This window comes from Methylosinus trichosporium OB3b, from assembly GCF_002752655.1.
GTDB lineage: Bacteria > Pseudomonadota > Alphaproteobacteria > Rhizobiales > Beijerinckiaceae > Methylosinus > Methylosinus trichosporium.
Window position 1 is genome coordinate 3,442,313 of record NZ_CP023737.1, and the last position, 23,782, is coordinate 3,466,094.

At 64.7% G+C, this 23,782-nt stretch carries 23 protein-coding genes and 1 pseudogene; 12 read left to right on the forward strand and 12 right to left on the reverse strand.

Annotated elements, in window-relative coordinates:
• Window positions 1-20: 20 nt before the first annotated feature.
• Window positions 21-1,196, forward strand: coding sequence for an IS4 family transposase (locus tag CQW49_RS16485; protein WP_024749364.1), 1,176 nt, complete (start codon window positions 21-23; stop codon window positions 1,194-1,196).
• A 48-nt stretch (window positions 1,197-1,244) separates the two neighbouring features.
• Here CQW49_RS16485 and CQW49_RS16490 read toward each other — a convergent pair whose 3' ends face one another.
• Window positions 1,245-1,850: an LOG family protein gene (locus CQW49_RS16490; RefSeq protein ID WP_099831812.1), complete on the reverse strand. Its 606-nt coding sequence runs from the start codon at window positions 1,848-1,850 to the stop codon at window positions 1,245-1,247.
• 183 nt (window positions 1,851-2,033) lie between these two features.
• On the opposite strand from CQW49_RS16490, the gene CQW49_RS16495 reads away from it, so the two are divergent.
• Both CQW49_RS16495 and CQW49_RS16500 read left to right on the forward strand, forming a co-directional pair.
• Window positions 2,034-3,935 (forward strand): ABCB family ABC transporter ATP-binding protein/permease, encoded by a 1,902-nt coding sequence (locus CQW49_RS16495; protein WP_003613060.1) that lies wholly within the window; start codon window positions 2,034-2,036, stop codon window positions 3,933-3,935.
• Between the two features lie 90 nt (window positions 3,936-4,025).
• On the forward strand, window positions 4,026-4,484 hold the full coding sequence (locus tag CQW49_RS16500; protein WP_003613058.1) for a baeRF12 domain-containing protein: 459 nt from the start codon (window positions 4,026-4,028) through the stop codon (window positions 4,482-4,484).
• A 126-nt stretch (window positions 4,485-4,610) separates the two neighbouring features.
• On the opposite strand, the gene CQW49_RS16510 is transcribed toward CQW49_RS16500, so the two are convergent.
• Window positions 4,611-5,447, reverse strand: a complete 837-nt coding sequence (locus tag CQW49_RS16510) for a transporter substrate-binding domain-containing protein (protein ID WP_003613055.1) — start codon at window positions 5,445-5,447, stop codon at window positions 4,611-4,613.
• 121 nt (window positions 5,448-5,568) lie between these two features.
• Here CQW49_RS16510 and CQW49_RS16515 point away from each other — a divergent pair, with 121 nt between their 5' ends.
• Both CQW49_RS16515 and CQW49_RS16520 read left to right on the forward strand, forming a co-directional pair.
• Window positions 5,569-6,546, forward strand: coding sequence for a hypothetical protein (locus CQW49_RS16515; RefSeq protein ID WP_003613053.1), 978 nt, complete (start codon window positions 5,569-5,571; stop codon window positions 6,544-6,546).
• Between the two features lie 2 nt (window positions 6,547-6,548).
• Complete coding sequence (locus CQW49_RS16520; RefSeq protein WP_003613051.1) at window positions 6,549-6,983, forward strand: hypothetical protein; 435 nt, start codon at window positions 6,549-6,551, stop codon at window positions 6,981-6,983.
• A 67-nt stretch (window positions 6,984-7,050) separates the two neighbouring features.
• Here the strand turns inward: CQW49_RS16520 and CQW49_RS24710 are convergent, their stop codons facing one another.
• The 3 genes from CQW49_RS24710 to CQW49_RS16525 all read right to left on the reverse strand — a co-directional run bounded on the left by CQW49_RS24710 (window position 7,051) and on the right by CQW49_RS16525 (window position 9,043).
• On the reverse strand, window positions 7,051-7,359 hold the full coding sequence (locus tag CQW49_RS24710; protein ID WP_155931252.1) for a hypothetical protein: 309 nt from the start codon (window positions 7,357-7,359) through the stop codon (window positions 7,051-7,053).
• 323 nt (window positions 7,360-7,682) lie between these two features.
• Window positions 7,683-7,883 carry a hypothetical protein gene (locus CQW49_RS24715; RefSeq protein WP_024749580.1) on the reverse strand — a complete coding sequence of 67 codons (201 nt, stop codon included), beginning with the start codon at window positions 7,881-7,883 and terminating at the stop codon, window positions 7,683-7,685.
• 194 nt (window positions 7,884-8,077) lie between these two features.
• The gene (locus CQW49_RS16525; RefSeq protein WP_003613048.1) at window positions 8,078-9,043 is read right to left on the reverse strand and encodes an IS1595 family transposase; all 966 of its coding nucleotides are present in this window, start codon (window positions 9,041-9,043) and stop codon (window positions 8,078-8,080) included.
• A gap of 111 nt (window positions 9,044-9,154) precedes the next feature.
• Between CQW49_RS16525 and CQW49_RS25680 the strand changes: the two genes are divergently transcribed.
• The 5 genes and pseudogenes from CQW49_RS25680 to CQW49_RS16545 all read left to right on the forward strand — a co-directional run bounded on the left by CQW49_RS25680 (window position 9,155) and on the right by CQW49_RS16545 (window position 12,768).
• On the forward strand, window positions 9,155-9,409 hold the full coding sequence (locus tag CQW49_RS25680; RefSeq protein ID WP_040566392.1) for a helix-turn-helix domain-containing protein: 255 nt from the start codon (window positions 9,155-9,157) through the stop codon (window positions 9,407-9,409).
• A gap of 254 nt (window positions 9,410-9,663) precedes the next feature.
• Complete coding sequence (locus CQW49_RS16535; RefSeq protein WP_051418674.1) at window positions 9,664-10,269, forward strand: ImmA/IrrE family metallo-endopeptidase; 606 nt, start codon at window positions 9,664-9,666, stop codon at window positions 10,267-10,269.
• On the forward strand, window positions 10,266-11,387 hold the full coding sequence (locus CQW49_RS24720; RefSeq protein ID WP_003613045.1) for a hypothetical protein: 1,122 nt from the start codon (window positions 10,266-10,268) through the stop codon (window positions 11,385-11,387). Before CQW49_RS16535 ends, CQW49_RS24720 begins: the two co-directional genes overlap by 4 nt.
• A gap of 72 nt (window positions 11,388-11,459) precedes the next feature.
• A pseudogene (locus CQW49_RS16540) lies at window positions 11,460-12,536 on the forward strand (glycosyltransferase family 2 protein); the annotation flags it as partial.
• On the forward strand, window positions 12,508-12,768 hold the full coding sequence (locus CQW49_RS16545) for a ribbon-helix-helix domain-containing protein (protein ID WP_024749578.1): 261 nt from the start codon (window positions 12,508-12,510) through the stop codon (window positions 12,766-12,768). The pseudogene CQW49_RS16540 and the gene CQW49_RS16545, both read left to right, overlap by 29 nt.
• A 6-nt stretch (window positions 12,769-12,774) precedes the next feature.
• Here CQW49_RS16545 and CQW49_RS16550 read toward each other — a convergent pair whose 3' ends face one another.
• From CQW49_RS16550 to CQW49_RS16560, 3 genes are all read right to left on the reverse strand, one after another.
• A complete protein-coding gene (locus tag CQW49_RS16550; RefSeq protein ID WP_003613041.1) occupies window positions 12,775-13,476 on the reverse strand; it encodes a DUF1345 domain-containing protein in 702 nt (233 codons plus the stop codon).
• A 14-nt stretch (window positions 13,477-13,490) separates the two neighbouring features.
• On the reverse strand, window positions 13,491-14,411 hold the full coding sequence (locus CQW49_RS16555; protein ID WP_003613040.1) for a polyprenyl synthetase family protein: 921 nt from the start codon (window positions 14,409-14,411) through the stop codon (window positions 13,491-13,493).
• A gap of 72 nt (window positions 14,412-14,483) precedes the next feature.
• Window positions 14,484-15,140, reverse strand: coding sequence for a uracil-DNA glycosylase family protein (locus CQW49_RS16560; protein WP_244593388.1), 657 nt, complete (start codon window positions 15,138-15,140; stop codon window positions 14,484-14,486).
• 185 nt (window positions 15,141-15,325) lie between these two features.
• Here CQW49_RS16560 and CQW49_RS16565 point away from each other — a divergent pair, with 185 nt between their 5' ends.
• A complete protein-coding gene (locus CQW49_RS16565; protein WP_003613038.1) occupies window positions 15,326-16,870 on the forward strand; it encodes a sensor histidine kinase in 1,545 nt (514 codons plus the stop codon).
• A 4-nt stretch (window positions 16,871-16,874) separates the two neighbouring features.
• Here CQW49_RS16565 and CQW49_RS16570 read toward each other — a convergent pair whose 3' ends face one another.
• A complete protein-coding gene (locus CQW49_RS16570; RefSeq protein WP_003613037.1) occupies window positions 16,875-19,811 on the reverse strand; it encodes a glycosyltransferase in 2,937 nt (978 codons plus the stop codon).
• Between the two features lie 354 nt (window positions 19,812-20,165).
• Here CQW49_RS16570 and CQW49_RS16575 point away from each other — a divergent pair, with 354 nt between their 5' ends.
• On the forward strand, window positions 20,166-20,483 hold the full coding sequence (locus CQW49_RS16575; RefSeq protein WP_003613036.1) for a hypothetical protein: 318 nt from the start codon (window positions 20,166-20,168) through the stop codon (window positions 20,481-20,483).
• Window positions 20,484-20,531: 48 nt separating this feature from the next.
• Here the strand turns inward: CQW49_RS16575 and CQW49_RS16580 are convergent, their stop codons facing one another.
• The 3 genes from CQW49_RS16580 to CQW49_RS16590 all read right to left on the reverse strand — a co-directional run bounded on the left by CQW49_RS16580 (window position 20,532) and on the right by CQW49_RS16590 (window position 23,687).
• A complete protein-coding gene (locus CQW49_RS16580; RefSeq protein WP_003613035.1) occupies window positions 20,532-21,761 on the reverse strand; it encodes a hypothetical protein in 1,230 nt (409 codons plus the stop codon).
• A gap of 106 nt (window positions 21,762-21,867) precedes the next feature.
• Window positions 21,868-23,019 carry a tRNA epoxyqueuosine(34) reductase QueG gene (gene queG, locus CQW49_RS16585; RefSeq protein ID WP_003613034.1) on the reverse strand — a complete coding sequence of 384 codons (1,152 nt, stop codon included), beginning with the start codon at window positions 23,017-23,019 and terminating at the stop codon, window positions 21,868-21,870.
• Window positions 22,995-23,687 carry a glutathione S-transferase family protein gene (locus tag CQW49_RS16590; RefSeq protein ID WP_024749575.1) on the reverse strand — a complete coding sequence of 231 codons (693 nt, stop codon included), beginning with the start codon at window positions 23,685-23,687 and terminating at the stop codon, window positions 22,995-22,997. The genes queG and CQW49_RS16590 overlap by 25 nt, the downstream gene beginning before the upstream one ends.
• Window positions 23,688-23,782: the final 95 nt, after the last annotated feature.

Below are 23,782 nucleotides of genomic sequence, written 5' to 3' on the forward strand. Positions count from 1 at the left end.
TGGAAAATAAAGGACCAGACATGCGCTTCCAGAATAGCGTTTTTGTCGACTTGCTCAAGCCGATCGATCGTCGCGCGTTCGGCCAAATCGTCGCGCGCCACAAGGGCGACGCCTACGACAAATCCTTCAAGAGCTGGGATCATCTCGTCGTCCTGATCGCCGCTCAGCTCGGCGGCGAAACGAGCCTGCGCAGCCTCGAGGCCGCCTTCAACGCCAACAGCGGCTCCCATTATCACCTCGGCGTCCGCAGGATCGCCCGCTCCACCCTCGCCGAAGCCAACGCACGCCGGCCCGTCGGCGTCTTCGCCGATCTTTTCGCGCGCCTCTCCTGCGAACTCGACCGCAGAACGCGCCGCGACGGCGCCGAGCTGCTGCGCCTCATCGATTCGACGCCTATCCCGTTGAGCAAGTTCCACGACTTCGCCCGCTCGAACGGCCGCATCCACGGCATGAAGATGCATGTCGTCTACGATCCCGGGGTCGACCGCCCCTTCTGCGTCGAGGTCACGCCCGCCAATGTCAACGATGTCGAGATCGGCAAGAAGACGCCGATCGAGGCCGGCGCGACCTATGTCTTCGACAAGGGCTATTATGATTTCAAATGGTGGAGGGACATTCACGAGGCCCGAGCCTTGTTCGTCACGCGCCCCAAGAGCAACACCCGCCTCGCCGACCTCGCGGATCGGGAGATGCCGCAGACGCGCGGCGAAGGCTACACCGTGCTCAGGGATTGCGAGGTCGAGCTCGCCAGCAAGGGCGACTCGAAACTGCCCATGCCGCTGCGTCGCCTTCATATTCAACGCGATGCGCTGAAGGACGGCAAGCCGCAGCTGATCGTCGTGATCACCAACGACATGACGCGTTCGGCGGTCGAGATCGCCGCGCTCTACAAGGCGCGCTGGGCCATAGAGCTGCTGTTCCGCTGGATCAAGCAGCATCTCAACATCCGCAAGTTTCTCGGCGAAAACGAGAACGCCGTGCGGCTGCAGCTGATCGCGGCGATGATCGCTTTCGTGCTGCTGCGCATCGCCGCCCACCGCCACGATATCGAACTCGCGCATCTGCGGTTCTCGGAGCTCGCCGGCAGGTTTCTGTTCGAGCGGCGACCGATCGACAGACTCGAACGGCCGCCGCCCAAATATCAGGCCGCGCGGCGGCGCATATCGCCGAGGCAGCTGGAGCTCGCCTATGCCTGATTTTCCCCGGACAGCCGTGCACAAGTGGGAGAAGGGAGTGCCCCTCTTTCAAAAATGCTGTTCTATGGTCTGCTCCTCGCCTTCCGACTTCGGCGCGTGAACGGCGCGCAGCATCGGAATCACATCTTCGATGCGTTCGGCGACGAGATAGCGCACCTCATAGCCGGGGCGGATGAAGCCGGCGTTATGCATATGCGCGAATAGCGACAGCAGCGGCTTCCAGAAGCCGCCGATATCGGCGATGACCAGCGGCTTGCTGTGACGGCCGAGCTGAATCCACGTCAATTGCTCGGTCAGCTCCTCGAGCGTGCCGATGCCGCCCGGCAGCGCTACGAAAGCGTCGGATTTCTCGAACATCAGCCGTTTGCGCGTATGCATGTCGGGCACGACCTGCAGCTCGGAGACGGTCGGCAGCGCGATCTCGCGCTCATCGAGAAAGCCTGGAATGATTCCGGTGACGCGTGCGCCATTGGCGAGCGCCGCGCCCGCGACCACGTCCATCAGCCCGCAAGAGCCGCCGCCGAACACGAGCTCCATCTTCTCGCGCGCGATCGCCGCGCCGAGCGCCTCGGCCGCATGCGCGAACATCGGATCATCGCCCGAGGAAGAGCCGCAATAAACGCAAATGCGCTCGATCTTCCGACTATCGTTCATGCAATGTTGATGGCGCGCCGGAGCGCTCGCGTCAAGGCCGGACCATTGGTCGGCGCCGGAGGCGTCGTCTCGGGCCGCCGAAAACGGCGTAGCCGGAGCGGTCGTGCGTTCTCCCCGCAAAGCTCTTATATGGACATTGGATGTCATGTGAACTCCTCCAGCGAGAGGGGACGGGACGAAGGTATGCGACAGGTCGAGCAGGACGACACGGAAGCTTCGGTACATGGGGCGGTCGAAGAGATCGAAAAGCCTGCCGGCGACGTTTCCGTGACGGCGACGATTCGCGGGCTGTGGCCCTATATCTGGCCGAAGGGCCGGCCCGATCTCGAGCGCCGCGTGCTCTACGCGCTGGTGCTGCTCGTCATCGGCAAATTGGTGAACATGGCGGTCCCCTTCACCTTCAAATGGGCGGCCGATTCTCTCACTCTCGACAATGCCGCGCCCGTGCTGCTCGGGGCCGCCGCCTTCACCCTGCTCTATGGCGCGCTGCGCACGCTCTACGCATTCTTGACGCAGGCGCGCGACGCTCTGTTCGCGGCGGTGGCGATGCATGCGGTGCGGCGGCTCGCCGATCATGTCTTCGTGCATATGCATCAATTGTCGCTGCGCTTTCACATCTCGCGCAAGACCGGCGGGTTGACGCGCGTGCTGGAGCGTGGCCGCAACGCCATAGAGACGCTGACGCGCCTCGTGATGTCGACGGCGGTTCCGACTGTCATCGAATTCGCGCTCGTGCTCGGCGTGCTGCTCGTGCAATTCGATCTCGCCTACGCTCTCGTGGCGACGCTGACGATTGTCGCCTTTCTCGGCTACACGCTGCTCGCCACCAATTGGCGAATCGCCATTCGCCGCGCGATGAACGAGAGCGACGTCGACGCCAATGTGAAGGCGATCGACAGCCTCTTGAATTACGAGACGGTGAAATATTTCGGCGCCGAGCGGCGCGAGGCGGAGCGTTACGACAAATCCATGGCGCTCTATGAGGGCGCCAGCGTCAAATCCTATGTCTCGCTCGCCGTGCTCAACGCCGGCCAGGCGCTCATCTACACGGCGGGCCTCACCATCATCATGGTCATGTGCGCCTATGGCGTGAAATCGGGTCGCAACAGCGTCGGCGATTTCGTGCTGGTCAATGCGATGATGATCCAGCTCTATCAGCCGCTCAATTTCATGGGCACGCTCTATCGCGAGACGCGGCAGGCGATCGTCGACATAGAGAAGATGTTCGCCATCATCTCCGAGCAGCCGGAGATCGCCGATCGGCCGGATGCGCGCGATCTCGTCGTTCGCGAGGGACGCGTCGTCTTCGACAATGTCGCCTTCGCCTATGATCCGCAGCGGCCGATCCTGCGCGACGTCTCCTTCGAGGCGGCGCCCGGCGCGACCATCGCCATCGTCGGGCCATCGGGCGCCGGCAAATCGACGATCTCGCGCCTCATGTTCCGTTTCTACGAGCCGCAATCGGGCCGCATTCTCATCGACGGCCAGGATATTGCCGCCGTGACGCAACGCAGCCTGCGCGATTCTATCGGCATGGTGCCGCAGGATACGGTGCTGTTCAACGACAGCATCGCCTACAACATCCGCTATGGCCGCTGGGACGCGAGCATGGAGGAGGTGCGCGAGGCGGCGCGGCTCGCGCAGATCGACAATTTCATCCGCAGCGCGCCGGGCGGCTATGGCGCGCAGGTCGGCGAGCGCGGGTTGAAGCTCTCGGGCGGCGAGAAGCAACGCGTCGCCATCGCCCGCACCATTCTCAAAGGGCCGCCGATTCTCGTGCTGGACGAGGCGACATCGGCGCTGGACAGCTTCACCGAGCATGAGATTCAGGAAGCGCTGGCGCGCGTCTCGCGCGGCCGCACGACTCTCGTGATTGCGCATCGGCTGTCGACGGTGGTGGATGCGGACGAAATCCTGTTTCTCGACCAGGGCCGCGTCATGGAGCGCGGCTCGCACCAGCAATTGCTGGCGCGCGGCGGCGCCTATGCGGCGATGTGGAGCCGCCAGCGCGAGGCCGACGCCGCCGAGCGCGCGCTGCGTCGCGCCGCGCAGGAGGAGCGCGAGACGGAAGAAGCGTCCGCCTGAAAGCGGAAGCGCGGCGTCTCGTCGCGCTTGTCGTCTCGCCGAGCGGCCCCCAGATGGATCCTGCAGGGCCGTTCAACGAAAGACAAACACATGACCAATATAGCGGTTCACAATGGCGCCTGGGTTCTCGTCGGCGACGGCCGCAGAGCCCTGTTTCTGCAAAATCATGGCGATCCGGACCTTATCGATCTGCGCGTCGTCGAGGCGCGCGTCGACGATAATCCCCCGACGCGCGAGCAGGGGACCGACGCGCCCGGCCGCGCCTTCGGCACGGGCGGAGCGCCGCGCAGCGCCGTCGAGAACGCCGACTGGCACGAGCTCGAGAAGGAGCATTTCGCCAAGAGCGTCGCCGAGCGGATCAATGCCGCGGCCGAGTCCGGCGAATTGAGCGAGATCGTCATCATCGCCCCGCCGCGCGTCCTCGGAGAATTGCGCCAGGAGCTGTCGCCGAAAGCCAAAGGCAAGGTGAAAGGCGAGCTGGACAAGGATTTGACGCGCCACCCGCTGCCCGAGATCGAGAAGGCGCTGGCGCGGGAGTTCCGGGCGTAATAGCGGATCAGTGAGGGGCGTCATTGCGAGGAGCGAAGCGACGAAGCAATCCAGAGCCCGCCCCGTTGCTGTGGATTGCTTCGCGAGGCTCGCAATGACGAACCCGATGTTCGACTTCACCGCCCCTCAATACGGCCCGATCGGAAAATACTTCAGATACAGCTCTGAATAGACGCCCTTCTGCGCGATCCGGGCCAGCGCGTAATCGAGCGCGCGGCGCAGCGCGACATTGTTCTTCCTCACCGCTATGCCGACGCCGTCGCCGAAGAAGCGCGGATCGGTGAACGGGCCATCCATGAACCGACAGCACTCGCCCGCCTCCTGGCCATTGAGCCAGAAGGCGAGCGTGATGGCGTCGCCGAACATCGCATGGGCGCGGCCCTCCTTCAGCGCCGCGCGCGCCTGCTGCGCGGTGGGGAAGGTCGCGAGCGTCGCCTTGGGAAAGAAGGTCTTCAGAAACGCCTCATGGGCGCCGCCCTCGGCGACGGCGATGGTGCGATCGGCGAGCGCCGACGGCGTCGCTGCGGGCAGCAGCGAATCCTTGCGGATCACGAAACGGCCGGGCGTCGTGTAATAAGGCGCGGTGAAATCGACCGCCTTGCGCGCCGCGTCGCTCACCGCCATCGAGGCGACGGCCGCGTCTCCGGCGCCCTCCTCGAGCGCGGCGACGATGAGATCGAAGCGGCGGCGCTGAATGGTGCAGACGACCTCGAGCTCCTCGCAGAGCGCGCGCGCGAGATCGACATTGAAGCCGGCGACCGTCCCATCCGGCAGAGCGAAATCGAAGGGCGGATAATCATCCTCGGTGAGGAAGCGGATCTGCTTGATCGTGGAGAGATCGGGCTTCTCCAGCTTGCGCCCCGGGTCCCAGAAGGAAGGCGCGGGCGCAGGCTCCGCCGCTTGGGCGAAAGCCGTGAGCAGAGGCGCGACGATCAGCGCGAGCGCGAGCCGGCGGCTTGCCAAAGCCGCGCCCTTTTGCCAAGCTGAAGCTATTGGTGCTTTCGTTGACTTCATCATTTCAGTCGAGAGCCAAAGTCCCGAGGTTCGCGCGAACGGCGGCGCGGCGGTTCGCGGAGCTTAGCTTATGAGCGTCGATCGGGTCGATAGGTTTTCCCCGCGATCCGCGTCGCTGCAGCGCGACGATCCCGTCTCCGTTCCGCGGCGCCGCGACGCCGCGCCCGAGTCCGACGCTCCCCGCCGGCGCGCTTGGAACTCTCCCGAGAAGCTCGCGCCCGGCGCCGGCCGTCCGCTGCCGCCGGAGATCGCCTTTCTCGCCGCCCATGGCGCGCCGCTGGTCATGCTGCAATATGGCGCGGCGATGGCGCGGCGTCAGGGGGCGACGGCCGACGCCGTGCTGATCGCCGAAGGGCTCCTCACGCAGGAGGCGTTCTACCGTGCGCTCGCCGCCGAGCTGAAGGTCCCCTTTCTCGACGCGCCCGAAGGTCTCGCGCCCTCCACCGATCTCGAGGCCGACGCGGCGCGGGGATATGCGCGCTTTGCTCCCGGCTCGCCTTCGGGGCCGCTCTGGCTGTTCGCGCCGCGCGGGGCGGACATCGTCCGTCTCATGGGTCTCTCGCGCACGGCGGCGGGACGCCCGCTCTTCGCCATCGCCACGCCGGCGCTGCTCGATGAGGCGCTGCGCCGCGCCAGCGTTGACTCGCTGACGCGCGCGGCCGCGCATTCGGTCGAGCGCATCCTGCCGCATCTGTGCGTGCGGCGCGCTTTGGCGAGCGGCGCGCCGGTGGGGTTCATTCTGGCGGCAGCCTGGGCGGCGCCGGCGTCGCAGGCGGGCCTGGCCACGGCCTCGCTGCTGGCGCTCGCCTTTCTCGGCAGCGTGCTGCTGCGCATCTACGCCTGCGCGCATGGCCCCGCGGCGGAGGAGCGCGCGCCTTCTCTCGCGGAGGCGGACCTGCCGGTCTATTCGGTCATCGTCGCGCTCTACCGTGAGGCGCCGGTCGCGCGCCAGCTCGCGAAAGCCATGGCGGCGCTGGATTATCCGGTATTATGTAGCAGCTACACCTTAGCCTATCTACCTGAATTGTCGAGCTTATGCCATGGTTAGGCATGGCCGATCCTCATATCCTCTCCACCCTCCGCTCCAAGCGCGACCAGATGGAAGGCGCCATCCGCGCCTATGAGAAGAAGATAGAGACGCTTCGCCGGGACCTCGCCCACGTCAACGCGACTCTCCGCTTATTCGAGCTGAACGGAGAGCATGAGGTCTTCCCGGTCCACATGGATCTAACCCGCCTCTTCAAGCGCGGTGAGATCCACAAGATTTGCCAGATGGCCCTAGCCGAGGCTCCCGAGGGGCTGGACACGCGAGAGCTATCGCTCGCGGTCATCCAAGCCAAGGGTATGGACGAAAGCGACGCAGTACTCCGCATAGCGATCAATTACCGGATCGTTCAAGCCATGCGAATGCAGGAGAAGCGCGGGCGCGTCATTGGGGTGGGGAAGCGGAAGGGCGTTAGGGTCTGGCGGAACGGGCAATCGTAAGCGTAGCGGTGGCTTGCGCGGGAGCATGGTTTGGAGGGCGGAGTTGTTCGCATATATGACGGCGGACCTACTCAACCAAATGGTCGAGCACTTTATTGTAGTAATCAGTTGAAATAGCAGAAATATACGCCTCTGGAATCTTGAGCCTTACAGCTACATCGTACGGTGACATTGCCCCTTGCCTAAGCATTTCAACAAATGGATCTCGCAAGCGCTTGGGGGCCAAGCATAGTAGAGCCATCCACTGAGCTCTTATTTCTGATTGATACATTGGCGACGCATCAGATGACAAAGGCGTTGACTCAAGTTCTTCCATCAGAGTCAAAAATTTCTCTCTGCCATCGACCCTCTCTTCAGGAGAGTCGAAGACATGCATAAGCTCTTTGCAGCATACGAATCTCCGCCAACACCTATTCATTGGTCTATGATAACGGATGTTGGCTACCCTATACGTTTCACCGTATGGGCTTGATCGGTCTTTATCAAACCTGATGTGGCCGAAAGATATCGTTGGGTCTAGGTCGACTGCCCAGAAATTAACCTCACCGATGTCGGAATGGCGCGCGACGATTTGGGAGGCCAACGCTTTTACGGATACGACCGTAGCCGATTCGCTATCGGCAATTTTGTAGAGATCAGAAAAAAGCAGCATCGATCAGCCAGCTCCAGACAGAAGCCTAGCTGGCTAACCGATTCTCGTCAGGCGGTCAAATCGCCGTCAATATCGAGCACAAGAGTAGCCTCCTTCGCTTCCACTTGCGCATCAGCGCGTAGGAGCTGATCGGCTAACTGCTCTCCTGTGACGTGGCGGTTCAATGTGAAAAACTTGACATTCCCGACGCGAGCAGCGTCATTAGCGGGGAACAGGATTCCTGCCGCTCGATCAAGTTGCGATCTCATGTCCACCCTCCTTTCCCAACACAAGAGAAAGCCGCCATGACGCACATAGGGAGCGCGCTGGGCGACAAATCAGACAACTAGTGGGTTAAACCCCACTTTCAAGGCCGATGTCAACCTATAGCTACGGCTACGTAGCTCGGATTGTGGGCACGGGTTGATCATTCACGATGCGGATTAACGAAACATGAATGGCGTCAATCTATGGCGGGGCGCTGCCAATACCCCTTCCACTGGCGCGACACAGGATGCGCTAGCGCCGCTGACGCCATCATAAGATATTGCTCGCCATTCGAAACGCGGCGGTGATCTTCGCGCCACGCCATCTCGCGAGCGTAGGCAGAGAGATACCGGCCGGCGATGTGGTGGTGCGTTCCGATTTCGGCGCGACGCAGACGAGAGAAGAAGCTCTCCGCTTGGTTCGTGCAAGCGCCATCCTCGGAATAGGAGTGCTCATGATTGATGCGCTTCGTCAGGTAGAGCGCGTGGAGCCGATCCCAATGAAGGGCCTCGTCAGCATGAACGGTCGCGCCGGCGGCAACTCGGCCGGCAATCGTTGAAACCGACTCGGCTTCGCTCTTGAAGACGAAGGGGAGTGTGCGGCCGTTGCGCTCGCGCATGATGACGACGCACTGGCGCTTGCCGTTCTGGTTCACAGCAAGGCGACGGTCGCGGCGGTTCTCTTTGTGATTGGTCGGCTTCACGTAACCGCCGAAATAGGCGCCATCGATTTCGACATCGCCAGTGGCTTTCATGCCTTCGACCTCGGCCGCAAGCGCCTCGCGGATTTTATGAGCAAGAACGAAAGCGGTCTTGTACTGGACGTCGAGGTCACGGGAGAGCTGAAGCGCGCTGTGGCCCTTCGCGCCATTCGCGAAGATGGCAATCGCCATGAGGTAGTCGCGAACCGGGAGCTTGCGGTTGGCGAAGATGGTCCCGGACGTGACAGAGAACTGGCTATCGCATCCTTTGCATTTGAAGATAGGGCGGGACTTGTAGGAGTAGACGGCAACGCAGCCGCAGGAAGGGCAAACCGGGTCGCCGCTGGTGGAAGCCCAACGGATTTCCCGGAAGGCGCCGCGGGCCTCGTCGTCGCTCATACGCGCGACCTTCGTCAGCGAGAGCGTGCGAGCGGCGGAGGAGAGGAGGAAGTGCTGCGCCATGTCCTGAGGTCCAACGTTTTGCGTTGACCTCACTGATAAGTGACGAAAGCGATGGCGTCAACACAAAGTGATGACCTTGACGCTTTTTATTGCCGTCGCTATCTTCCTGGCATGACTCCTGGGCAGTGCCGCGCAGCGCGCGCTTTTCTTGATATTTCGCAACCCGAGCTTGCAAGCGCTGCAAGCGTCGGAGTTTCGACTGTTCGAGATTTTGAAGCCGGGCGGCGTCAGCCGATGGCGAACAACCTAAAGGCAATTCAAGCTGAACTTGAACGCCGCGGGGTTCGGTTCGTGGGCGAGGCCGATAGCAAGACATGCGGCGTCCTTTTCGGTGAGTCTGGCAAAAGCGCTACGGCGCAAGACTGATTCCGTTTAGAAGATTTGGTGGAGGTGGGGGGAGTCGAACCCCACTTGGAAGCCTGCAAACGCTTCCTTGGCCCGGCCATCCGCCCCCTTCCCATCCGAGAGTGACCGCTTGCGCGCCGGATTCTCATGATGACCGAACATGAGTATCCGTAAGCCAACCTCGGCGCGCGGTGCGCGGCCGCACGCTCAGAACGATTCCAGAACATTTTTCCATCCGACGACTGCGCCGATCACTCGTAATGATTTGAACAAAAATGGAATTTCATATCCGCATGGCAGTTTTTAGCCTTGACAAATCGGCATTTATCGCTCATACGCCGAGCATGGATCTTTTTGACCCGATTCCGTCTCGAGCGTCGAAAGCGAACATCTCAGCTTTCGCCGAGCAGGTTTCTGTTGGCATCGGGCTAACCAGGGGCGCTATGCTGGAGCCGGTCGTCGCTCGGATGGGGGGGAAGATCGTCTATAAAACTCCGCAGAGGATGGATGGTAAGCTGCCAGAGTCTATCGTGGTGCGGTCGGGGAATGATTTCACTATCTTTCTCCCGTCAATAACTTCGCTTGTGCGAGACCGCTTTACGATAGCGCATGAGCTAGGACATCTGTTTATCCATTATCCGATGGTCGCCAAGCAGTACCCCGGAGCTGCGATGCGCGCCACTAGGTGGGTTGACCCATCCAATGCCGATCTTCAACGCACGGAGTGGGAGGCTAATTGGTTCGCGGCTTCGTTCCTGATGCGGGAAAAGGATTTTAGGGCGGCATACGCGCAAACAAGCGATATAAAGCAATTGGCTAGTATGTTTGTTGTCAGCGAGCAATCGGCAAGCATCAGAGCCGAGAGTCTTGGTCTGCAATGAGCAGTCAAGATATAAAGCTGCCAGAATATAGAATAAGGCTATTTATATCAGTGGACCTAGTTGGGTCTACGTCTTACAAAGGCGGGGATGGGGCTGTCACAGACGACGGCGAGGTATCCCCGCGCTGGGTAATTGCTACGCGTAACTTTTACCGTGAATTCCCCGCGCTTTTGGCGGAAAAATTTGCACGGATAGTTGCGGGCGACAAAGGTGCGAATGGGGAGGATTACGGGCGGCCAAATATTTGGAAAACAGTCGGCGACGAGATGTTGTTCGCCAACAAGATTGTTGATCTAGAACATCTTGCGTTCTCTATAATAGCGTTCATGCAGGCGCTTGAGAGCTACGGCGCGCAATTGGCCAGCAATGGTCCTATGGACGTTAAAGGATCAGCTTGGACTGCTTCATTCCCAGCTCCGAACGTTACGGTAGATATCGTTTCCCCGGCCGAACGCGCCGCTAAAGGAACTCTCCCAGATGAAGAAACCGAGGCTGCCGCCGACGCACAGCCGAGCAAGTTTGATTTTCTTGGGAAAGAAATGGACTCAGGGTTTAGGGTAACAAAGCACTCAAGCTCAGATAGGCTCGCAATTTCAGCTTCTCTAGCGTATTTGCTAAGCCAATGCATGTGCGACGGCCTGTTGCCGGGCAGATTCAATTACCACGGAAGAGATACATTAAAGGGCGTGATACAAGGAAGGCCGTATCCAATAGTTACTCTTGATATGGAAAGAAGTACAAAGAAGAAAGAAATATTGGCTTACGAGCGCGCTCTTACGAAAACAGGAGATATAGAGTCTATACATTTGCGAAATTTTCTTCGCGAATTTATGTTCGACGAAAAAATGGAGTTCCCGTATATTTTTTGTAAGAAATCAAGCTGTTGGAGCCTCGATGGAGCCGCTAGGAGGCGGCATACAAGTTATGACCAATTCGTAGACGTGTGGAATAGAAGCTATGAAGAGCTAACGAAAAGAGAAGAAGGCGAAGTCGCCGCGGAGGCGACGACCGCGGATAACGGAGGGCCGCTCCCAACAGAACTGACGGAATCACTTGCTGCGACGTTGTCAAATTTAGCTACAGACTCGCCTCCTTCTAGCTCTGACGCAGCGCAATAGAAGCGTAAGACTTTGATTTTGCTTATAGGTGCGGCTGCTACATAATACCGGGATTATCCGCACGCCAAGCTCGATGTGAAATTCGTGATCGAGGACGATGATCACGAGACCGCCGCGGCGCTGCGGGCGGCGCCTCTGCGTCCCTTCTGCGAGATCATCGTCGCGCCGCCGGGCGAGCCGCGCACCAAGCCGCGCGCGCTCAACATCGCTCTGCCTTTCCTGCGCGGCTCGCTCGTCGCCGTGTTCGACGCCGAGGACGCGCCCGAGCCGGATCAATTGCGCAAGGCCGCCGCGCTCTTCGCCGCAGGCGACGAGAAGCTCGCCTGCCTCCAGGCGAGCCTTTGCATCCACAATGGCGCGCAGAATTGGATGACGGCGCTGTTCGCTATCGATTATGCGCTGTTGTTCCTCGTCTTCGACAAGGGCGCCTCGGCCGCGGGCCTGCCCTTCTTTCTGGGCGGAACCTCCAATCATTTCCGCGTCGCGGCCCTGCGCGCGCTCGGCGGCTGGGACGCCTATAATGTGACCGAGGATGCAGACCTCGGCCTGCGCCTCGCCCGCTGCGGCTATGTCGCGCGAACCATGTCCTCGCGCACCTATGAGGAGGCGCCGATCGCATTCGGCAAGCTGGTCGCGCAGCGCTCGCGCTGGATGAAGGGCTGGATGCAGACAGCTCTCGTCCATTGCCGCGCGCCCTCGCGACTCGTCGCCGATCTCGGCGCCCTGCGCGCGCTCGCCGTCGTCGCGCTGCTCGTCGGCGGCGTGCTGGCGCCGTTGCATGGGCCGCTGCTCGCGCTCGCGCTCGGTCTCGACGCGGCCTTCGGCCGGCTGTTGCGACCCGAGACGGCCTTCGAGCACGTCCACTGCTGTCTTTGGTGCTATGTCGCGGTGATGGCCTTCTACGCCGAGCTCGGCGCGCGGCTGATCGCCATGCGGCGCGGCGGCCTGCTGCATCTGTGGCCGGCGTTGCTGTTGCGGCCCCTCTGGGCGCTGATGCTGATGCTCGCGGCTTGGCGCGCCCTGCGCGACTTGTGGATCAGGCCCTATCACTGGGATAAGACCGAGCATGGCGCCGCCGCGGCGCCCGAGACGCTTCGCCATGCGCCGCCCACAACTCCCTATGCCGCGCGCCAACGACGGACCGCCTGACGCCGTCCCGCCGACCGCGCTCGAAAAACATTCGCTGGTCGTCGCCGGCCATCGCACCAGCGTGTCGCTGGAGCGCGCCTTCTGGGAGGCGCTGAAGGCCGCCGCCGCCGAGGAAGGCTGCTCGCTCGCCGCGCTCGTCGCCCGCGTCGATGCGGCGCGGGGGGACGCCAATCTCTCCTCCGCGCTGCGCGTTTTCGCGCTGGAGCGGGCGCTGGCGAAGGCGCGCGAATGAAGTCTCTCAGACGAGGCCGGCAGCGATGTTCACCATCAGCGCCAATATGGCCGTGTTGAAGAAGAAAGCGAGGACGCCCTGCGCCAGAGCCACGGCGCGCATGGTCGTCGATGAGGTGGAGACGTCCGCCGTCTGGCAAGCGACGCCGATCACATAGGCGAAATAGAGAAAATCGATATAGCCCGGCTGCGCCGTCCCCGGAAACATCAGCCCGCCGCGCAGCTCTGCCGGACGGTCCGGCGCGCTCGCCCGCTCGAGGTAGAACTCATGCGCATAGTGCAGGGCGAAGGCGAGATGGATGAACAGCCAGGAGCTGACGACGGTCAACGCCGCGAGGCCCACATGCGCGGTCTTCGACGCGCCCTGGAGGTCCTTCACCGGGCCGAGCTCGGCGACGATCGCGCCGAGAGTCGCGCAGCCCGTGGCGATGGTGAAGACGAGAATGACGAGCCGCCCCTCGTCCTGCAGCTGCGCGCGATGGCGCATCGTGGCCAATGTCGAGCGCGCCATCTGCTCGGCGGAGACGAGGAGATAAAAAAGCGCGAAGGCGTTCCAGCCGAGGAGCGCGCGAGTCACATCGCGCCAGGGCAGGGGGAGCAGTCCGACGGCGACGCCGGCGAATGCGCAGAGAAAGAGACGCGAGCGCGCCCGCAGAATGCGCCAGAGCAGCGGGCGTCGCCGGTGATTTGCGCGAGGGGTCTCCGCCACTGCCGCCGGCGCCTTCAGCTGCTGCGCAGAGCGACGAAGCGCGCCGCCTCGGCCAATGTCGCCGTCGCCTCGCCGAGCTTGGCGTCGGCGAGCGCCGCCACCGCGGTCTCGACCAGGGCGTCGCGCCGCGCCCGCGCTTTTTCGAGGCCGAGCAGGCCGATGAGCGTCGCCTTGTTGCGTTCGGCGTCCTTGCCGGCGCGCTTGCCGAGCGCCGCCTCGTCGCCCTCGGCGTCGAGAATGTCGTCGGCGATCTGGAAGGCGGCGCCGAGCGCGTCGCCATAACGGCCGAGCGCTGCGGCGACCTCTGCCGACGCCCCGCCGAGAATGGCGCCGAAATCGACGCAGACGCGCAGCAGCGCGCCGGTCTTCATCGCCTGCAGGCGGAGCGTCTCCTCCTGCGTCAGCGGCGCCGCCGCCTTTTCCGCCTCGAGGTCGAGCGCCTGGCCGCCGACCATGCCGCCGAGCCCGGCGGCGCGAGCCAGCGCCAGCACCAGCCGCGCGCGGATCAGCGGATCGGCGTGGGTCGCCGGATCGGCCAGCACGTCGAAAGCATAAGTGAGCAGGCCGTCGCCGGCGAGAATGGCGGTCGCCTCGTCGAAGGCCTTGTGCGCGGTCGGGCGGCCGCGGCGCAGATCGTCGTCGTCCATCGCCGGAAGATCGTCATGGGCGAGCGAATAGCAGTGGATCATCTCGATGGCGGCGGCGGCGCGCGCCGCGCTCTCGCCGCAAACGCCGAAGAGCCGCGCCGATTCGAGCGCCAGAAAGGGCCGCAGGCGCTTGCCGCCGCCGAGCGCGACATAGCGCATCGCCTCGAGCAAGCGGGCGGGCCGCGCGATCTCGCCTTCGAGCGGCGAAGGCGCGAGCAGCGCGTCCAGCGTCGCTTGCGTCGCTGCGGCGGCCTCGTCGAGGCGGCGGCGGAAATCCTGATCGGTCATGAAGCTGGGCTCGCGCTGGCAAACGGCGCAACACTGCGCCGGCGAGGTCAATATGGCCCCCCAGTCCCGCTTTCAAGTGAGAAGCAGCCGCGCCACCTCCGCGCGGAGCGCCGGCAGGGCCTCGGCCTCGAACCAGGGATGGCGCTTCAGCCAGCCGCTGTTGCGCCACGAGGGATGCGGCAGCGGCACGATGCGCGGCTCGAGGTCGAAGAGCTCGCGCCAGCGGCCGACCGTGGCGGCGACGCTCGCGCCGGCCGGGACCGGGCGGCCGAGACGGCGCAGATGATAGGCCTGCGCATATTTGCCGACCGCCAGGATCGTCTCCACCTGCGGCAGAGCGGCGAAAAGCGCGTCATGCCACTCGCGCGCGCATTCGCGGCGCGGCGGCAGGTCGCCGCCATGCGCGTCATAGCCCGGAAAGCAGAAGCTCATGGCGGCGACGCCGATGCGCGAGACATCGTAGAAGGTCGCGCGATCGACGCCCATCCAGCTGCGCAGCCGGTCGCCGGAAGGATCGTCGAAGGGCAGGCCGGAGCGATGCACGCGCATGCCCGGCGCCTGTCCGGCGATCAGCAGCCGCGCCATCGGCGAGACGCGCACCACCGGCCGCGGCGCATGCGGCAGCGGCGGGCCCACGGGCCGCTCGGCGCAGATGCGGCAGGCGCCGATCGCGGCGAGGAGAGCGGGAAGCTCGGCCGCGCTCACCCCGCCGGCCCGCGATGCGGACAATTCGACATATTGCGTGAGCCCCCCGTTAACGTTTGCGCAGCATTATCGCCATTGCTCGATCTTGCCGACGGATTGCGCGGAAATCTCTCGCTTTTTCGCTGTGGCCCCCGCCGCCGCGCCGGAGCGGGACCGCGGCCCCGAGGCAATGAGAGCGCGATGTTTCATTGCTTCGGGTCCCGCGTATCATGGATGAGATTACCGCCGAGATGATCGAGCGCGGCCGTTCGCAGGACGGCCGCTCGCAGCGCCGCCGTCGCGGCGTCAAAGTGCGCGAGGCGCGCGAGAAGCTCACCACCTCGGACACGGGCCATCGCGGCTGCGACGTCGGCCTGCTGCGCGCCTACGCCTCCGCCCGGCTCCATTCGGCCGTCCCCGCCTCGGCGCTCATCGCCATGGTGGCGGGCCTCACGCGCTATTGGATGGAGGGCGAGCTCGAGATCGTCTGGACCACTTTCGCCTTCTCGACGCTGCTGCTCTGCTACGGCTTCGCCAAGCGCCTCGACCGGCTCGCCGACGCCGATATCAACGTCATATCCTGGCGAAGCAAATTCGTCGCCGCGGAATTCGCCCATGGCCTCGTCTGGGCTTCGATGGCGGCGCTGCTGCTGCAGGCGGGCGACCCCAACGCCAAGGCCTTCGTGCTCGCCATGCTGATGCTGGCGGCGGCGTTCAACACCATGGTCGCAGCGACGATTCCGATCGCCGTCTATGCGACCGTCACGCCGATCTCGATCGCCATCGTCGCCTGCCTGCGAGTCTCCTCGCTCGAGGATACGAGCCTCTCGCTGCTCGCATTGGTCGGCGCGGCGCAGGTGTTCTTCGTCGTGCTCGCCAAGCGCTTCCACCATGTGACGCGGGAGAGCCTGTTCTTCCGCATCGAGAAGGACGATCTCATCGGCGAGTTGGAGCAGGCCAAGGCCAATTCCGACGAGGCGCGCCGGCGCGCCGAGGAGGCCAATCTCGCCAAATCGCGCTTCCTCGCCACCATGAGCCATGAGCTGCGCACGCCCTTGAACGCCATTCTCGGCTTCTCCGAGGTGCTCAAGAACGAATTGTTCGGCGTTCATGCGGTCGCGGCCTACAAGGACTATTCCAACGACATTCATTCGAGCGGCCAGCATCTCTTGATGCTCATCAACGAGATTCTCGATCTCTCGCGCGTCGAGGCCGGCCGCTACGAGCTGAAGGAGGAGAGCGTCTCGCTCGCGACGATGGTCGAGGATTGCCGCCATCTTCTCACCATCCGCGCGCAAAAGCGCGGGATCGAGATGATCGAGATGACGGAGCCGGACCTGCCGCGCCTCTGGGCGGACGAGCGCGCGGTGCGGCAGATCGTGCTCAATCTCCTCACCAACGCCATCAAATTCACGCCGCAGGGCGGACAGGTGACGCTGAAGGTCGGCTGGACCAGCGCCGGCGGACAATATGTGGCGATCAGAGACACCGGCCCCGGCATTCCGGAAGAGGAGATCGCCGTGGTGATGTCCTCCTTCGGCCGCGGCACGCTGGCGCAGAAGAACGCCGAGGAGGGCACGGGCCTCGGCCTGCCGATCGTCAAGGGCCTCATCGATCTGCACGGCGGCCTGTTCAAGCTCGCCTCCAAGGTGCGCGAAGGCACCGAGGCGATCGTCGTGTTCCCGCCCGAGCGCGTGATGAACGCCCTGCCGAAATTCGACGACGAGGCGCATCCGCATCTGATGAACGGCGAGCGCCGGCGTCCCGCGGCCTGAGTCTTCAGCGCTCGCTCCCCAATGCGCGCGCGGCTCGCACTCTGCGATAGAGCGCCTCATATTTCGTCGCCATTGCGGCGACGGTGTTGTGCGCGCCTTCATTTTCCTGCCATGCGGCGACCGCCGCCCGAGCGCGTGCGAGCGCCTCGCCGTCGCTGACGATGTCGCAGATGTCGGAATAGAGCGTCTCGACGCGATCGAGCGGAACGACCCAACCGGCGCCGGTGGCGCGAATGCGCTCCGCCACGGCGCCGAAATCGAGGCCGATCACCGGCAGGCCGACCGACCACAGCTCGGTCAATGTGTGGCAATGCGTTTCCGGCCATTTCGAAAAGACGGCGCCGATCGTCGCGTCGGTCGCGAGACAGCGCGCCGCGAATTGCTCGCGCGAATAGGCGCCGTGCGACACGACGCCCGCCCCCTGCAGCGGCGGAAACACCTCGCCGAGCAGGTGAAACCGCAAGCGGCGCCCCGCGTCGAGCGCGGCGAGCGACATCACGAGGTCGCGCCCCTTCTCCGCCGAGAGATTTCCGGGGACCAGAATATCGGCCGGCGCGCCGCTTCGCGGCGCGGCGCGAGGCGGATGAAAGGACGGAAAATCGCGGCCGTGCTCGATGATGTCGATGCGGCCGGCGAGCGCGGGAAAATTCGCCTCCAGAATCGTCGTCGCGGCCTGCGATGTGGAGACGAAAGCGTCGCAGTGAGCGAAGGCTTCGGCGAATTTCCTCCGCCACTCGCGCACCCAAGCGCCCTTCAGCGGCGGCGCGGCCTGCAGGGTCCACAGATCCGGAACGCATTCGCCCGGCGTCGGCGTGCAGGCTCCGCCGCAATAGCGGCCGGTTTCGTCGAGCAGCTTCAGCGACGGACACACGGCGTAATAATCGTGGAAGGACATGATCACCGGAATTCCGGCGCGGCGGGCGATCTTCGGCAGAGCGAGGCCGTGCCAGGCGAGATGGCGGATATGCACGAGCTCGATCGCATGTCGCGCCAGCCAGTCCTCCACCGTCACGGCGTAATGGCGGCTGTCATGATCGACGAGCTCGATCGGCTGGTCGAGCTCGCATCGCTCGACGGTTTCGTCTCGCGACTCGTCGAGCTCCACCTTCGTCAAAGTGAGCCTTCGTCGATCGCAATGGAGAAGGAAGGGTTCGAAACGATCGCGCAGTCCTCTCATGAGATCGCGATTGCTCATCGGCGTGCCGCCGGTGCGGGTCGAGATCACGAACAGGATGCGCGGCTTCGGCGTCGCGACACGCTCTGCGGCCATCTCCTCGCGCAGCCGCCGCACGCCATGGCGCACCGCATTGATCCTCGGATCGACGTCGAGACGCCGCGACAGCGCTCTATAGTCGAGGTGACGCGCTTCGAGAATCGTTCGGGCTCCTTCCGCGTTCGGCGCGACGTCATGCGAGTCGGCGGAAGCCATGCGATGCACGAGCGTGCGGTCGTCGATCAAATGACGCCATCCGGCTCTGCCGGCGCGCATCGACCAATCCTGTTCCGCGCCGTGACGGCCGACAAAAGATCCCGCGTCGAACGGGCCGAGCTCATCGAGCGCATCGCGCCTCAGAAACATGCAGAATCCATCGGCGACCGGCGTCTGCGGCAGGAGCGACGATGAATGCTGCAGGATGAGCCGCTGATAGTCTTCCATCGTCCATCCCGGCTCGATCGGAACGCGACGTCGCGGATCCGGAACGGCGAAGGCGCCGACGTCGTCGCAGAGGGCGGTGACGGATGCGATGTCATCGGCGCTATAGGCGGCGTCCTGCAGATTATCGGCCCAGCGCGGCCCCGCCAGCGCGTCGCAGCTCAGAAGAATCACGTCCGATGCGCGCGCGATCTCCAATCCGAGATCGACCGATTTCGCATATCCGACCGGCTCGTCGTTTCGCCGCAGCACGATGTTCGGCAGGCCTTCGAACGCTCGCAGCGTTTCGGCGATCTGCGGATCGGCGCTCGCGTCGTCGATCAGGATCAGCGACGTCGAGGCGCGGGTGTGGCGCATCACGGCGTCGAGGCAGCGCTTCAACGCCCGCGCGGAGTCGTCGATCGGCGTGACCACGACGGCGAGCGGGCGCCGGACGCGACGGCAGGAGACGATCCGCGGGCTATGCGGCTTCAGCTCGACCGTCAGCGGCGCGCCTTCGATCGAAGCGCCGCGCCGAGAAATATCGACGACCGCGGCTCCGGCGCCCGGCGGCAGGAAAGTCTCGAAGCAGCCGCCGACGATGCGAGGATCGAGGCTGCGCAGATCGTTTCGTGACCACTCGGCGGTCGCCTGCGCGAAATGAACGCCGTCGATCGAGACATCCAGGACCACCGGCTCGGCGGGCGCGGCCGGATCATAGGCCCATCCCGCGATCGAACAGGAATCGACGCGTTCGATATTCGACGCCAGTTTCGCCGGGGCGCTCGCGTCGGGGCTCGCGGGATCGTCCGGCCGTAGCGCCAGTCGATGATAGAGCGGCGATGCGCTCGCGCTTCTTAGAAAGGGGTGAGCCTCGAGATGGCGCTCGGTCGAGAAGAACGGCGACGGATCGAACAGAAGCTTGCACCCGACGCGCAGATAATGCTCGGCGGCGTCGACGTCCTCGTCGAGGCCATAGCGCGCGCGGTAGAAGGACGCGTCGACATGCGGCCGGACGGTCTCGATCTGGAAGCGGACGACCTCGTCCTCGCCGGAGGGCGCCAACCCTTCCGAAAGCGGCCAGACGCAGTCGACATAATGCGTCAACGCATTGGTTTCGAGCGAGAGATCGCGAGTGGCGAGATAATAGAGGCAATCGAACGCCGCGGAGGGATTGCGGCCCTCGCGCCAGCCGTGACGCATGAAATGCTTGAAAGGATTCGCCTTCGACGCGGCGACATCGGGATTGGCTTTCAAATAATATGTCTTGTCGAAAAATCGTCTTTCATTGACCAGAAGCCGAAGCAACCGCTTCCTCGTCTCGCCTGCTCTCATTCGCTCGCGCCCGATGGTCATTTCAGCAAGCGCCACGTCTCGTTTCGACAGATTGCGGAGCGCTTATAGTTTCTCGCGCTCCGATTGTCGACACGTGAGCAATCGCGCGCAGCGTCGAGACGAGATGCGCCGGCGGCCCGGCGCGCCCAGCCGCCTCACGGCGAAACATCCGATCGCGCATCGAGGAAAGTGCGCCGGCGCACAGCGGCGGCTTTCGCTCCGCTTTAACTATCGGTCGACAAATCGGACGACGCAGACGGGTTTCTCCATCTCGCCTGCAACCAGAGCGGGGCGATCCGCGTTATGCTCGAAAAGGGAGTGTGCGTCATGATGGCTTCGGGAAACAGGCTCTTTTCGAACGGCGCTTCGCGCCTCGTCGCCGCAGCGATCGTCGTCACCGGATTTTGCGCCGCGGTCGCCGCCGCGCCGGCCGTCGCGCCGCTCCACAAGTCCGCCGCCGCCCCCGTCCATCGCGCCAATTTCGGCGAGGGCGCGAGCGCGCTGCGCCCGTTCGGCCAGGGCGCCGCGATTCACGTCGATCGCGCCTATGGCGACGAGGATGAAGATTGCGTGCTCGCGGTCACCAAGGTCGAGGATGCGGACGGCCGCGTCAGCGTCACGCGCGGCGTCGCCTGCGCGCATTGAGGTCTAGAGCGCTTTCCGATCGAACGGAATCGGATGGCGCCCTAGCGTTCAGCGCCCGACGATTCGTCCCACCGCCCAATTGGGCTGGACATAGGGGCGCCGGTTGCGAAACTGCCCCTTCATCACCAGAGCGAAGGCGATGGCGTCGAGCCCGGCCAGCGTCAGCCACCAGAGCTGCTCGCCGGCGGGGCCGAGCATGGAGATGGCGAGGCCGGTGGCGAGGCCCGCCAGTAGAAAAGGCGCGAGCACCGGCCGCGTCCGCCCGGCGATGATGAAGGCGCGCGCCGCCACCGCCGCGAGGGCGAGGGCGCCGATCGCGCCGAGATCGAACCACACCTGAAAGACGAGGCTGCGCGGCGTCTCCTGATCGAGATAATGGCCGAGCACGCCATAGATGGCCGCGCCGAAGCCATGGCCGAGCAGCGCCCGCGGCCCGTCGCCGATGAGGATGTGGCCCCACACCAGCAGCGGCTCGAGTGCGGCCGGCGGATGTTCCGGCAGCGCATAGGCGGAAAGGATCGCCGCCAGCGGCGCAACGAGAATCGCCGTCGCCGCCAGCAGCGCCAGCAGGCGCGAGACGCGCCGCGCCTTGCCGAAGGATAAGGCGAGGACCAGCGCTCCGACGATCAGCGCCGGAAGCGCGGCGGGCGAGCGGGCGAGGGCGCAGGCGGCGACGGCCGCAGCCGCGACCACGCCGGCCGAGATCCACCGCCCTCGCAGCGCCAGAGCGCCGAGCGCGGGCCACAGCACCAAAGCGAGGCCGAGGCCGGCGCGCTGCAGCGGGTCGCTGTCGAGATCCGCCGGCGGCGCCAGCGGATGCGCGAGGAGCGCGACGGCGAGCAGCGCCCCGGCCGCGGCGGCGGTGCCGATCGGCAGAAGATTGAGATTGGAGGTCTTGGTGCGGGCCGGCAGCAGCGCGCAGGCGGCCGCCACCAGCGCCAGCGTCGCCGCGCTCTTGCCGAATCGCTCCGCCGGACCGGAGCCGAAGGGCGTCCAGGCCAGCGACAGGCCGGTCCAGCCGACGAAGAACAGCGCTGCGAGCGTCGTCGGCTTCAGCGCCAGAGCGATGATCTGGCCGAGCCGGCGTGAATCCGGCGCGAGGCTCGCCGACAGCAGCAGCAGCGCCGCGCCGATCGGCAGCAGGATGTAGATCGTCTGCCGGGCGAGGATCGGCGCGACCTGAGAGATGATGAACAGCAGCATGATGCTGAGCCGCGCCAGCAGGCGCGCCGCCTCGGTGGCGGGATCATCGATGGTGCGTCGCGATAGGTTCGGCATGGCGGAAGGCGCCGGCGGTTGCGGTGACAGTGCGGAGTCTACAGGCGAAGGCGCGACGAATCCATGGAGGATGAGCCGGTTGCGCTGCGGTGGAGCGAAAGCGGCGTTATTTTTTCTCCGACTGTGTCTCTTTTGCCCATTCCGTGCAGACTAGCGCATCCGGCTCGCGCGGAGCATATGCTCGCGCCAAGGATGCGAGCTCCTCTCGCGGCAAGAGTCGGGCCAGCGCCCACACGGCGGCTCCGCGCGTCACCGGCGAGGCATGGTCGAGCAGCGGCCGCAGAGCGGCGGAAAGGCGCGCCTCGCCGCTGTTGCCGATGGCGATCGCCACATTGCGCAGGAACCGCGCATGGCCGAGCCGCTTGACCGGCGTCGCGGCGAAGAGCGCGCGAAAGCCCGCATCGTCCAGCGCGGCGAGCCCTGCGAGCGGCATGGCGTCCAGTTCGGGACGCAGAGCGAGCCGGGCGTCGCGAGCGGCCCGCGCGAATTTGTTCCAGGGGCAGACGGCGAGGCAGTCGTCGCAGCCGAACACGCGATTGCCGATGGCGGCGCGCAGCTCGCGCGGGATCGGGCCCCTGTGCTCGATGGTGAGATAAGCGACGCAGCGGCGCGCATCGAGCCGATAGGGGGCGGGAAAGGCGTTCGTCGGGCAGATGTCGAGGCATTTGCGGCAGGAGCCGCAATGATCGCGCTCCGGCGCGTCGGGCGCGAGCGTCAGATCGGTGAAGATCGAGCCGAGGAACAGCCAGGAGCCGAAGCGGCGCGAGACGAGATTGGTGTGCTTGCCCTGCCATCCGAGCCCGGCGGCCTGCGCCAGCGGCTTCTCCATCACCGGAGCCGTGTCGACGAACACTTTGGCGTCGCCGGCCCCGGCGCGGGACAGCAGGAAGGCGGCGAGCTGCTTCAGCCGGCCCTTGATCACCTCATGATAATCGCGCCGGCGGGCGTAGAGCGAGATCGCGCCATGGTCGCGGCGCGCGAGATCGGCGAGCGGGTCCCCGTCCGCGCCGTAATTGGCGCCGAGCAGCACGATGGAGCGCGCCTCGCTCCACAGGCCCTGCGGCGCGGCGCGGCGCTCCGGCGTCGCGGCCATCCACTCCATATCGCCATGGGCGCCGCTGGCGAGCCAGGCGGCGAGACGCTCGCCGGCCTGCGGCGGCGCGCTCGCGGGGGCGATGCGGCAGAGATCGAAGCCGAGCGCCGCGGCCTGCGCGCGCAGCGCCTCCTCGAGGCTCAGAAGTCGAGATCGGCGTAGCACGCCGCCGGCGTCGTCCCCACGGCGCGGTCCGAGAGCAGCGGGCGAAAGGCCGGGCGCGATTTGATCCGCTGGTACCAATGCTTGACCGTCTCGTATTCGTCCCATGGAACGTCGCCCAGATAATCGGCGCAGGAGAGATGCGCGGCGGCGGCGAAATCGGCGAGGCTCAAGGTCTCGCCCGCCAGCCAGTTCCGCGCCCCGGTCAGATAGCCGATGTAGCGCATATGGGGACGAATATTGGCGCGCGCGACGCGCAGCAGATCCATGTCCGGCGCGCCGCCGCCGATCTCGGGAGCGAGAAAGCGCTTATAGACTTTCTCGGTGACCAGCCAATTGGTCACCTCCTCGTAGAATTTGAGGTTGAACCATTCGGTCAGCCGCCGCGTCTCGGCGCGCTCGCGCGGCGTTTGCGGCAGCAGCCGCAGGCGGTTGAGCTCGGGGTCCGCGGTCTCCTCGAGATATTCGGCGATCACCATGGCGCCGGAGACGACGGTTCCATCGTCGTCGACCAGCACCGGCGTGCGGCCGGCCGGATCGAGAGCCAGGAACTCGCGGCGGCGCTCGGCGGCCCTCTCCTCGATCAGCGTCGTCTCGATCGCGTGCTCGGCGAGGATCAGCCGAACGAAACGCGAATGCGGACACAGCGGATGATGATAGAGAGTGGCCATGGAGCCTTGGTCTGACAGCGCGACGCCGCAGCGGGGGAACAAGACGCGGCGCTGCGGAAATTTTCGTATAGGCCCGGCCGCGCGGCGCGACAAGC

Bases quoted from the DNA above. Each gene is read 5' to 3' on its own strand.
- CQW49_RS16565 (WP_003613038.1), top strand. From the start codon at position 15,326: ATGGATGAGATTACCGCCGAGATGATCGAGCGCGGCCGTTCGCAGGAC.
- CQW49_RS16520 (WP_003613051.1), top strand. From the start codon at position 6,549: ATGGCCGATCCTCATATCCTCTCCACCCTCCGCTCCAAGCGCGACCAG.
- CQW49_RS16545 (WP_024749578.1), top strand. From the start codon at position 12,508: ATGCCGCGCGCCAACGACGGACCGCCTGACGCCGTCCCGCCGACCGCG.
- CQW49_RS16490 (WP_099831812.1), bottom strand. From the start codon at position 1,850: ATGAACGATAGTCGGAAGATCGAGCGCATTTGCGTTTATTGCGGCTCT.
- CQW49_RS16525 (WP_003613048.1), bottom strand. From the start codon at position 9,043: ATGGCGCAGCACTTCCTCCTCTCCTCCGCCGCTCGCACGCTCTCGCTG.
- CQW49_RS16485 (WP_024749364.1), top strand. From the start codon at position 21: ATGCGCTTCCAGAATAGCGTTTTTGTCGACTTGCTCAAGCCGATCGAT.
- CQW49_RS16555 (WP_003613040.1), bottom strand. From the start codon at position 14,411: ATGACCGATCAGGATTTCCGCCGCCGCCTCGACGAGGCCGCCGCAGCG.
- CQW49_RS16495 (WP_003613060.1), top strand. From the start codon at position 2,034: ATGCGACAGGTCGAGCAGGACGACACGGAAGCTTCGGTACATGGGGCG.
- CQW49_RS16575 (WP_003613036.1), top strand. From the start codon at position 20,166: ATGATGGCTTCGGGAAACAGGCTCTTTTCGAACGGCGCTTCGCGCCTC.
- CQW49_RS16500 (WP_003613058.1), top strand. From the start codon at position 4,026: ATGACCAATATAGCGGTTCACAATGGCGCCTGGGTTCTCGTCGGCGAC.
- CQW49_RS16515 (WP_003613053.1), top strand. From the start codon at position 5,569: ATGAGCGTCGATCGGGTCGATAGGTTTTCCCCGCGATCCGCGTCGCTG.
- CQW49_RS25680 (WP_040566392.1), top strand. From the start codon at position 9,155: ATGACTCCTGGGCAGTGCCGCGCAGCGCGCGCTTTTCTTGATATTTCG.
- CQW49_RS16590 (WP_024749575.1), bottom strand. From the start codon at position 23,687: ATGGCCACTCTCTATCATCATCCGCTGTGTCCGCATTCGCGTTTCGTT.
- CQW49_RS24715 (WP_024749580.1), bottom strand. From the start codon at position 7,883: ATGAGATCGCAACTTGATCGAGCGGCAGGAATCCTGTTCCCCGCTAAT.
- CQW49_RS24710 (WP_155931252.1), bottom strand. From the start codon at position 7,359: ATGCATGTCTTCGACTCTCCTGAAGAGAGGGTCGATGGCAGAGAGAAA.
- CQW49_RS16535 (WP_051418674.1), top strand. From the start codon at position 9,664: ATGGAATTTCATATCCGCATGGCAGTTTTTAGCCTTGACAAATCGGCA.
- CQW49_RS24720 (WP_003613045.1), top strand. From the start codon at position 10,266: ATGAGCAGTCAAGATATAAAGCTGCCAGAATATAGAATAAGGCTATTT.
- CQW49_RS16580 (WP_003613035.1), bottom strand. From the start codon at position 21,761: ATGCCGAACCTATCGCGACGCACCATCGATGATCCCGCCACCGAGGCG.